12 protein-coding genes are annotated in these 9,122 nt (G+C 74.2%); 8 read left to right on the top strand and 4 right to left on the bottom strand.

What is annotated here, in order from left to right; genetic code table 11:
* Positions 1-158 precede the first annotated feature (158 nt).
* On the top strand, positions 159-983 hold the full coding sequence (locus HZS56_RS36300; RefSeq protein ID WP_216725070.1) for a DeoR/GlpR family DNA-binding transcription regulator: 825 nt from the start codon (positions 159-161) through the stop codon (positions 981-983).
* 161 nt (positions 984-1,144) lie between these two features.
* Positions 1,145-1,618 carry an SRPBCC family protein gene (locus HZS56_RS36295; RefSeq protein WP_216725069.1) on the top strand — a complete coding sequence of 158 codons (474 nt, stop codon included), beginning with the start codon at positions 1,145-1,147 and terminating at the stop codon, positions 1,616-1,618.
* A gap of 28 nt (positions 1,619-1,646) precedes the next feature.
* Here the strand turns inward: HZS56_RS36295 and cds1 are convergent, their stop codons facing one another.
* Entirely contained in the window at positions 1,647-2,771 is a 1,125-nt protein-coding gene (cds1, locus tag HZS56_RS36290) for an L-cysteine desulfhydrase Cds1 (protein ID WP_216725068.1), read from the bottom strand.
* 342 nt (positions 2,772-3,113) lie between these two features.
* Here cds1 and HZS56_RS36285 point away from each other — a divergent pair, with 342 nt between their 5' ends.
* Entirely contained in the window at positions 3,114-3,437 is a 324-nt protein-coding gene (locus HZS56_RS36285) for a hypothetical protein (protein WP_216725067.1), read from the top strand.
* Positions 3,438-3,618: 181 nt separating this feature from the next.
* The gene (locus tag HZS56_RS36280) at positions 3,619-4,185 is read left to right on the top strand and encodes an ATP-binding protein (RefSeq protein WP_216725066.1); all 567 of its coding nucleotides are present in this window, start codon (positions 3,619-3,621) and stop codon (positions 4,183-4,185) included.
* A 215-nt stretch (positions 4,186-4,400) separates the two neighbouring features.
* On the opposite strand, the gene HZS56_RS36275 is transcribed toward HZS56_RS36280, so the two are convergent.
* The gene (locus HZS56_RS36275; protein WP_216725065.1) at positions 4,401-4,685 is read right to left on the bottom strand and encodes an SHOCT domain-containing protein; all 285 of its coding nucleotides are present in this window, start codon (positions 4,683-4,685) and stop codon (positions 4,401-4,403) included.
* Positions 4,686-4,877: 192 nt separating this feature from the next.
* Between HZS56_RS36275 and HZS56_RS36270 the strand changes: the two genes are divergently transcribed.
* The 4 genes from HZS56_RS36270 to HZS56_RS36255 all read left to right on the top strand — a co-directional run bounded on the left by HZS56_RS36270 (position 4,878) and on the right by HZS56_RS36255 (position 7,020).
* Positions 4,878-5,474 (top strand): TetR/AcrR family transcriptional regulator, encoded by a 597-nt coding sequence (locus HZS56_RS36270; protein WP_216725064.1) that lies wholly within the window; start codon positions 4,878-4,880, stop codon positions 5,472-5,474.
* 34 nt (positions 5,475-5,508) lie between these two features.
* Positions 5,509-6,096 carry a DUF4865 family protein gene (locus HZS56_RS36265; protein ID WP_216725063.1) on the top strand — a complete coding sequence of 196 codons (588 nt, stop codon included), beginning with the start codon at positions 5,509-5,511 and terminating at the stop codon, positions 6,094-6,096.
* Between the two features lie 136 nt (positions 6,097-6,232).
* Entirely contained in the window at positions 6,233-6,628 is a 396-nt protein-coding gene (locus HZS56_RS36260) for a tautomerase family protein (RefSeq protein ID WP_216725062.1), read from the top strand.
* Positions 6,622-7,020, top strand: a complete 399-nt coding sequence (locus HZS56_RS36255) for a VOC family protein (protein WP_216725061.1) — start codon at positions 6,622-6,624, stop codon at positions 7,018-7,020. The genes HZS56_RS36260 and HZS56_RS36255 overlap by 7 nt, the downstream gene beginning before the upstream one ends.
* Before the next feature lie 51 nt (positions 7,021-7,071).
* Here HZS56_RS36255 and HZS56_RS36250 read toward each other — a convergent pair whose 3' ends face one another.
* Both HZS56_RS36250 and HZS56_RS36245 read right to left on the bottom strand, forming a co-directional pair.
* Positions 7,072-8,313 carry an ROK family protein gene (locus tag HZS56_RS36250; RefSeq protein WP_216725060.1) on the bottom strand — a complete coding sequence of 414 codons (1,242 nt, stop codon included), beginning with the start codon at positions 8,311-8,313 and terminating at the stop codon, positions 7,072-7,074.
* Positions 8,310-9,002: an alpha-ketoglutarate-dependent dioxygenase AlkB family protein gene (locus HZS56_RS36245; RefSeq protein ID WP_216725059.1), complete on the bottom strand. Its 693-nt coding sequence runs from the start codon at positions 9,000-9,002 to the stop codon at positions 8,310-8,312. Before HZS56_RS36245 ends, HZS56_RS36250 begins: the two co-directional genes overlap by 4 nt.
* Between the last annotated feature and the right edge of the window lie 120 nt (positions 9,003-9,122).

Raw genomic sequence — 9,122 nt, 5'->3', positions numbered from 1 at the left:
GAGGGAGTGGTGGCGCCAGGGGCGGCGGGAGTGGTGGCGCGGCGCGGGGCGGGGCGTGCGAGGATGGGACGTCCGCGCACGGGTGCGGGGAGAAGTCCTCATCGGAGCGAGTGCGTCGGCGTGTCGGACGGTGTTGCGGCGAAAGGACCGGAGCGTACGTGAGTGAGAATCCGAACCTCCTCGCGGAGCAGCGACGCGCCCTGATCCTCGACGAGGTGCGCCGCCGGGGCGGGGTCCGGGTCAACGAGCTGACCCGCAAGCTCGGCGTGTCGGACATGACGGTCCGCCGCGACCTCGACGCGCTGTCCCGGCAGGGCGTGCTGGAGAAGGTGCACGGCGGAGCGGTCCCGGTGGCCGAGGCCAGCACGCACGAGCCGGGGTTCGAGGCCAAGTCGGGTCTGGAGCCCACCGCCAAGGAGGACATCGCGCGCTCCGCCGCGGAACTGGTCGCGCCGGGCGCCGCGATCGCCCTGTCGGGCGGTACGACGACGTACGCGCTGGCGCACCGGCTGGTGGACGTGCCCGACCTGACCGTGGTGACCAACTCGGTGCGGGTGGCCGACGTGTTCCACGTGGCCCAGCGCACCTCGGGGGCCCGCCAGGGCACGGCGACGGTGGTGCTCACCGGGGGTGTGCGGACGCCTTCCGACTCCCTGGTGGGCCCGGTGGCCGACCGGGCGATCGCGACGCTCCACTTCGACCTGCTGTTCCTGGGCGTGCACGGGATATCGGCCGAGGCCGGACTGTCCACGCCGAACCTCGCGGAGGCGGAGACCAACCGGCGGCTCGTGCAGTCGGCCCGGCGTGTCGTCGTGGTCGCGGACCACACGAAGTGGGGCGTCGTCGGCCTGAGTTCGTTCGCCGAGCTGGCACAGGTGGACACGCTGGTGACCGACGCCGGTCTCTCGGACGGGGCCCGCGCGGAGGTCGCCGAACACCTCGGTCTGGTCGTCGCGGGCGAGCCGGAGGCGGCGGCCGACTGACCCGGCGCGCGGTCCGCGCCCCGCCCCGCCGTCTTTCCCGTACGTCCTTGCCCCGCGCCCTTGCCCCGCTGACACCCGGGCCGCCCCGGGCTATCGTGGCGCCACCCGGCCGATCGTCCGCGCTCCGCCCGTGTGCGCGGCTGCCCGCGAGGGGGTTGCCCATGGCTCGCCGTCTGCGTCCGGTCGGTCTCGACTTCGTCGAGACGGCTCCGGTGCGCCTGGTGTTCGCGCGGGAGATCTCCGCCGCCGCGGACGCGGTCTTCGGCGCGCTCGCCGAGGACGTGCCGGGGTGGGCCGCGTGGTTCTCGGCCGTGACGTCCGCCCGTCCCATCGGCGACGGCGCCGGGCGGGAGATCCGGCTGAGGGGCGGTACGCGCTTCGTGGAGACGGTCCTGGCGGCCGAGCGGCCCGAGGTGTACGCGTATCGCGTCGACGTCACGAACGCGCCGGGCGCCCGCGCGCTGCTCGAGGAGTGGCGGCTGACGCCCACGGCGACCGGGACGCGGGTGCGGTGGATCTTCGCGGCGGACGGCACGGCGCCGTTCCGTTTCGTGCTCGACCGGGCGCGTCCGGGTTTCGGGCGGACCTTCCGGAGCTCGGTGACGTCGCTGGAGCGGCGGCTGGCGCGCGCGTAGGCACGCGGTTCCGGAGCCCGTCGGGCGGTCAGCCGGGCCAGGCGCCCGTGTGCAGCAGCGAGTCGATCGCCGCCGTGTACGGCGCGATGTCGAGTCCCTGTTCGGCGAGCCAGGTGTCCGAGTAGTACTTGTCGAGGTACCGGTCGCCCGGGTCGCACAGCATCGTCACGACGCTGCCCCGCTCCCCCGCGGCCACCATCTCGGCGACGATCTTCAGCGCGCTCCACAGTCCGGTGCCGGTGGAGCCGCCCGCCCTGCGGCCGATGGCCCCCTCCAGTGAGCGGACGGCCGCGACGCTCGCCGCGTCGGGCACCTTCATCATGCGGTCGATGGCGCCGGGCACGAAGCTCGGCTCCATCCGGGGCCGGCCGATGCCCTCGATCCGGGATGCGCGGTCGCAGGCCACGTCGGGATCGCCGGTCGTCCAGCCCTCGAAGAAGCAGGAGTTCTCCGGATCGGCCACACAGACCCGGGTGTCGTACTGCATGTAGTGCACATAGCGCGCGAGGGTCGCCGAGGTGCCCCCGGTACCGGCGGTGGCGACGATCCAGGACGGCTCGGGGTACCGCTCCAGCCGCAGCTGGCGGAAGATCGACTCGGCGATGTTGTTGTTGCCGCGCCAGTCGGTGGCGCGCTCGGCGTAGGTGAACTGGTCCATGTAGTGGCCGCCGGTCTCCGCCGCGAGGCGGGCCGACTCCTCGTACATCCGCCGGGAGTCGTCCACGAAGTGGCACCGTCCGCCGTGGAACTCGATCAGGCGGATCTTCTCGGTGCTGGTCGTGCGGGGCATGACGGCGATGAAGGGCACGCCGACGAGCTTCGCGAAGTACGCCTCGGAGACGGCCGTCGAGCCGCTGGACGCCTCGATCACCGGGCGGTCCGGCCGGATCCAGCCGTTGCACAGGCCGTAGAGGAAGAGGGAGCGGGCGAGCCGGTGTTTGAGGCTGCCGGTCGGGTGGGTCGACTCGTCCTTGAGGTACAGGTCGATACCCCAGTGCTCCGGGAGCGGGAACAGGAGCAGATGGGTGTCGGCCGAGCGGTTGGCGTCGGCCTGGACCTTGCGGACGGCCTCTTTCAGCCAGGCTCGATAGGCGGTGTCGCTGTGGTCGACGTCGAGGGTCGCGCCGGTGCGGGACGGCCGGATGGTGCTCACGACGGGGCTCCTTACGCTGCGCGCCGACGGCGTCTCGTGCGGCCGACACCTCGATCATAGACACCTTCCACACGCTTCTCACCTGCATAAACACACCTTTGACCGTCCCAAAGCCGCCCCTGGGCCGCGAAGGAGGCGCGGTGGGGGCGCACTCGCCCGAGTGCCCCCGGCCGCCTCCCGAAAGGGCCGGCGCGCACTGGTGCTCGGCGCACGGTGCGGGCAGACTGCCAGCGGGCGGGACCGGTTCCCGCCCGCGGGCGCACACTGGAGCACGACACGAGCCGGTACCGGGCACACCGCGGTGCACGGTCCGGGAACCGAGGCGCACGAGGGGGCGACGGCATGGCGGAGCCGGAGTTCAGGGCCACGGGGGTGCGGATCGGCAGGCGCCTGCGCTCGCTCACCCGGGCGGGGACGGTCCGGATCAGCGGCGGCAGGGTCGAGTTGCTCACCAGCTACGGCAGCGAGATAGACAGCGCGCCCGTGCAGGCGGTGCGCGCCTCCCGTCCGTGGTTCGGCCCGCAGGACCGGGCGCTGGCCGACCTCAACGGCACGCGGTACCTGCTGACCCTCGGCGAGCGGGACCCCGCCCCGGGCGAACCGGGGCCGCCGGCGGCCCGCCGTTTCATCGAGGCGGTGCGCAGGGCGGCCGGGCATCACGCCTGATGTCCGTAAGTTGCGGTGCCGAACCCCTTGCGTCACGCTGGTCTCACGTCACTCTGGGTTTACCGGCGATAACGCTGCGAACCAGCCCGCCGGCCATGACAGCGGGCGGCGCGTGCCACGTGCGTCCCGCTGGATCCGAACTCCGTGTTCTTCCGGACCTCTATGTCGGGGAGTCGCAGCCGTGATCAGTCACCCAAGCAGACACTGCACGGTGGAGCTGCAAGCCCTGCCGTCGCGGATCGGCCAGGTCCGCAGAATCGTATCTGCGCAATTGCGCTACTGGCACATGGATCTCCTGATCGACCGGGCGGCGCTCGGCGTGACGGAGCTGTTGACCAATGTCCATCTGCACGCCCGGCCCGACAAGACGTGCACCGTGGAGATGGAGCTGCTCCTGGACCGGCTCACGGTCTCGGTGCACGACCGCGATCCGCGGCTGCCCGTGGTGGACGACGCCGCGCCGCTCGCCACGTGCGGGCGGGGGCTCGCCATGGTGGCGGCGATGAGCGAGAGCTGGGGCGTCCGGCCGGACGGCGAGTCGGGCAAGATCGTCTGGTTCACGCTCCCGACGGCCGCCGTGGCCCCTCCTCCGGCCGCACCCCCGGTGGCCGCCCGCCCGCCACGACGTCTGGTCGAGGAGGTGCCGGTGGTCGAGGACGTGCCGGCCGGCGCGTTCGCGGAGGTCGGGCACGGGGCCGAGCCCCGCAGTGCCCAACCCGCTCCCGCCCGGTCGGCCGTTGCCGGCTGACCGGGCGGTGACCGTCCGGTCAGCCGGCGACGGGCCGTACGGCGAGCGGGAGGCGGGCCTGCGCGGCGGCGCGTCCCGAGGCGGCGCACCGCGCGACGGCGCACGTGTCCGCGGTCCGTGCCCCGGGGCCACGTCCGGCGCGCCCGTTCCCGGACCCGCCGCCCCACCGGCGTCGACGGCCCGGGTGGCGCTCCGGGGCGTCGTCGCCGTCGCGGTCACGCCGCGCCGCCCCTGCCCGTCCGGCCGAACTGCTCGTCCAGCACGGACAGCCGGCGCCAGTACTCGTCCTCGTCGATCTCGCCCGAAGCGAAGCGGTGGCCGAGTACGGCGATGGGCGAGTTGCCGTCGACGGTGCGCGGCCGGCCGGGGCCGGAGCGACCGCGCCACACGGTGCGGCGCAGCAGGGTGATGCCGGCGCCGATCACCAGGGCCCAGATCAGCGGGAAGAGCAGGATCCAGGGTCCGGGTCCGCCGTCGGCGAAGTGTGCCAGGGTCTGCATGTCGTCCAACTCCTCGGTCGCGTCGTTTCGTTTCGCTTCCCAGCCTCGCGCCGAGGACGGGTCCCGGTCGTCGTACGGCCGACGGCACCGGGCGTACCCCGCGGGGAGTACTCGGGGCGCCCTGGGCTGCCGCTCCCGAGCCGGCGGCCCGGAGCCGTTTCCCGCGAACGCCTCGCTTCTGTAACTACTGGTATGTACAGTGAAGGCATGAGTACCTCGGAACGGCTGATCGAGTCCACCCGCGAGCTGCTGTGGGAGCGCGGCTACGTGGGCACCAGCCCCAGGGCGATCCTGGAGCGCGCGGAGGCCGGGCAGGGCAGCATGTACCACCACTTCAAGGGCAAGCCCGACCTCGCGCTCGCCGCGATCCGGCGGACGGCCGAGGAGATGCGGGCCACCGCCGCGGCGGTGCTCGCCGGCCCGGGGACGCCGTACGAGCGCATCGAGGCCTATCTGCTGCGTGAGCGCGACGTGCTGCGCGGGTGCCCGGTCGGGCGTCTGACGATGGACCCGGACGTGATCTCCGACGACGCCCTGCGCGCACCCGTGGACGAGACGCTCGACTGGATGCGCGAGGAGATCGCACAGCTCGTGGAGGACGGCCGGGAGCAGGGCGAGTTCGCTCCCTCGCTGGACGGGGAGGAGATCGCGGCGGCCGTCGTCGCGACCGTGCAGGGCGGGTACGTACTCGCCCGCGCGTCCGGCTCGGCCGCGTCCTTCGACGCGGGTGTCCGGGGCCTGCTCTCCCTGCTCTCACCGGGCAACGCCCCTGCGCGGAGCGGTACCTGACACACCAATTACGACTCTTCGAGGAGACGCAGCCGTGCACGCCATGCAGTACAGCTTCACCCTGCCCGCCGCCTACGACATGGACCTCGTCCGGGAACGGGTGGCCCGCACCGGGCATCTGCTGGACGACTGGCCCGGTCTCGGCATCAAGGCCTACCTGATGCGCGAGCGCGGTGTGCACGGTTCGCCGGTCAACCAGTACGCCCCCTTCTACCTGTGGCACACCGCGGAGGGCATGAACCGCTTCCTCTGGGAGGGCGCCTTCCAGCGGCCCACGGACGACTTCGGCCGCCCGTCGGTCCGGCAGTGGACCGGCCTGGCGTACGAGGAGGGCACCGCCGGGGACGCCCCCGCGCGCGTGGCGGTGCGGCGGAGGCAGCCGGTGCCCGAGGGGATCCTGCTGTCGCAGGTGGCGGCGGAGGCGGTGCGGGAGACGGAGCGACTGGCGGCCGCGGAGGGAGCACTGCTGGCGGCGGCGGTCGTGGACACCGGCCGCTGGGAGCTGGTCCACTTCTCGCTCCACGCCGACGGGGTCCCGGACGGGGCGCAGGGCGAGGTCTTCCAGGTGCTGCACCTGTCCGAACCGGAGCGCAAGCGGCTGCCCCGGGGGCGCCAGTGGTGAGCGTGACACGCGCGGTCCGCGGAGATGCCCTCCACGGAGTCGGCCCGAGGCCGCGTCCCGCTCCGCCCGGTCTTCTCGGTGACCGCGTCCGCTCCGCCCGACGTCACACCGCTCCACCCGAACGGGAGACTCCCGCATGCCCTTCGTCCGCATCGACACCCACGGCACCGACGCCGACCGTCTCGACGCACTCGGACGAGCCGTCCACGACGCCCTGGTCGAGACGCTCGGCATCCCGCGTGACGACCGCTTCCAGGTGCTGACCGCTCACGACGGCGCCCGGAGCGCGCTGCGGTACGACGACTACTTCGGTGTGCACCGCGACGAGGGCCTCGTGTTCGTGGCGATCACGCTGCGGTCGGGCCGTACGACCGGTCAGAAGCAGGCGCTCTACCGGCGGATCGCCGAACTCGCGGGAGCCTGCGCGGGCACCGAGCCCCGGAACGTCTTCGTCACCCTCACCGAGAACACCTCCGCCGACTGGTCGCTGGGCGACGGGAACGCCCAGTACGTAGGGTCGGACGCATGGTGAGACTCGGTATCCCGGTCATCGGCGTCACGGATGTGCCCCGCGCGGTGGCGTTCTGGACGGCGGCGCTCGATCTGGTCGACGCGGAGGAGTGGCGGACCGACACGTGGCGCACGCTGCACCACGCCGACGGCTCCGGGCGGGCCCTCGGGCTGCTGCGCAGCGAATCGCCGCCCGAGCCCCGTCCCCGTCTGCACCTGGACCTCTTCACGGACTCCGCGCAGGAGCAGCAGGCGGAGGTGCGGCGGCTGACCGGGCTCGGTGCGCGGGTGGTGGACTGGGACCTCTACCCGCCCGACCCGGACTTCGTCGTCCTCGCCGACCCGGACGGCAACATCTTCTGCGTGGTCGACCTCAGCCACGCCCCCAGCGGCCAGGGCGGGCCGGAGTCCTGATCCGGCCCGTGCCGAAGTAGCAGCGCCGGCACGGCTGCGCCCCCGGCGCTGCTACGGCGCCGGCACGCCCAGCGGGTCGTCCAGGACCGGCTGCCAGGCCAGCTCGGCGGCGCCCACCAGGCTGTTGTGGTCCAGGCTGCACGGCAGGATGGGCACGCCGCCGCTCTGCCCCCACAGGCTGCGCCCGGCGACGACCGCGCGCAGCCGTTCCGGAGCGGCCTCCAGCAGCGCACGGTGGAGGCCGCCCAGGATGATGCGGTCCGGGTTGAGGATGTTCACCAGCCCCGCGAGACCCAGGCCCAGCCGGTCGACGAGGGTCTCGGTGGCGGTGCGGACGGCCGGGTCGGCGCCGTGGTCGCGGATGAGGTCGTAGGACTGCTCCAGCAGGGGCGCCTCGGGGCCCGGCTCGTGCCCGGCCGCCGTGAGGAAGGCCAGCGGGTCGGCCTCCACGTCGAGACAGCCCCGGCCGCCGCAGTGACAGGGGCGGCCGTCGGGATTGACGGCGAGGTGGCCGACCTCCAGGGCGAGGCCCGAACTGCCCGTGTGCAGGCGGCCGTCGAGGACCAGGGCGCCGCCGACGCCGCGGTGGCCGGTCGCGACGCACAGCAGGTCCCGCGCGCCGCGGCCGGCGCCGTGCCGGTGCTCGGCCAAGGCCGCCAGGTTGACGTCGTTCGCGGCGAACGCGGGCCCCTCGATGCCCGCGGCACGCACCTGCTCCGCGAAGATCCGGCGCACGGGAGCGCCCACCGGCCAGGCCAGGTGCAGCGGGTTCAGGGCGAGGCCCTCGGGCTCCGCGACGGCGGACGGCACGGCGAGTCCCGCGCCGACGCAGCGCCGGCCCGTCTCCCGCAGGAGCGCCGCGCCCGCCTCGACGACGGAGCCGAGCACCTTCGCCGGATCCGCGTCGACGACCTCGCAGCCGGGCGCGGTGGCGACGATCCGGCCCCCGAGACCGACCAGGGCCGCGCGGAAGCCGTCGGCATGGACCTGGGCGGCGAGGGCGACGGGTCCGTCCTCGGCGACCGCGAGGCGGTGCGAGGGACGGCCCTGGGAACCGGCCGCGGCGCCGGGCCGGGCGTCCACCCGGATCAGGCCGAGCGCCTCCAGCTCGGCGGCGACCGCGCCTGCCGTGGCCCGGGTGACGCCGAGTTCCGCGGTGAGGACGGCCCGGGTGGGGGCGCGCCCGGTGTGCACGAGCTCCAGCGCGGGTCCGAGCGCGCTGCGCCCCCGGTCCAGCCGCGTCCTCGAGGTGGTCCCTTCCCCCGCCGCCCGGGGGTCCGCCTTGCCACTCATGAGGGGGAGTCTCCCATGATCCGTCCGTGGCGGGCGGCCTGGAAACCGCTGACCCGGAGCGTGATGTTCAGCCGTCCGGCGAGCTCCAACTCCGGTGGCGCGCTGCCCGGGTGCACCCTCGGCACCCCGTGGTGCGCGAGGCGGGAGGGCCCGCCGAAGACGAACAGGTCGCCGCTGCGCAGCTCGACGTCGGTGTAGGGGCGGGTGCGGGTCTCGGGGTTGCCGAAGCGGAAGACGCAGGCGTCGCCGAGGCTCAGCGAGACCACGGGCGCGTCGGAGCGCTCGTCGGCGTCGCGGTGCATGCCCATGCGGGCGTCGGCGTCGTAGAAGTTGACCAGCGCGATGTCGTACGGCTCCCCCGGCACCGCGTCCGCGCCGAGCGCGTCGGTCACCGCGCGGCGGGCGAGGGCGTCGAGCCGGGCCGGGAAGGGCTTCACCGGAGCGCCGTCGCCGTCGACGGCGGTGGGCGCGTAGCCGTACGGGTACCAGTGCCGGCCGAGACAGACCTGCCGGGCGGTCATGGTGCCGCCGCCGGGGGTGCGGACCGTGCGCAGCCCGGCCGGCGGGCGGGCCCACTCGCGGCAGGCGGCCAGCAGCTCGCGCTGCCGTGCGGGATCCAGCCAGTCGGGCACGTGGACGGCGCCGGGCGCGATCCCGGCACGGCTCCTGGGGAACAGCTCGGCGTCCATGTCCCCCATGCTCCCTCACCCCGGCCGGACCCCGGTCCCGATCCTCCTCCCTCATCCCCCGGTCCGGAGCCCGGCCCCGGGCGACGATGGGGGTCTGGGCTCCGGGCGGGGGGTGAGGGA

The organism is Streptomyces mayonensis (genome assembly GCF_018982965.1).
Lineage (GTDB): Bacteria > Actinomycetota > Actinomycetes > Streptomycetales > Streptomycetaceae > Streptomyces > Streptomyces mayonensis.
This window is presented reverse-complemented; position numbering and strand designations above follow the sequence as displayed.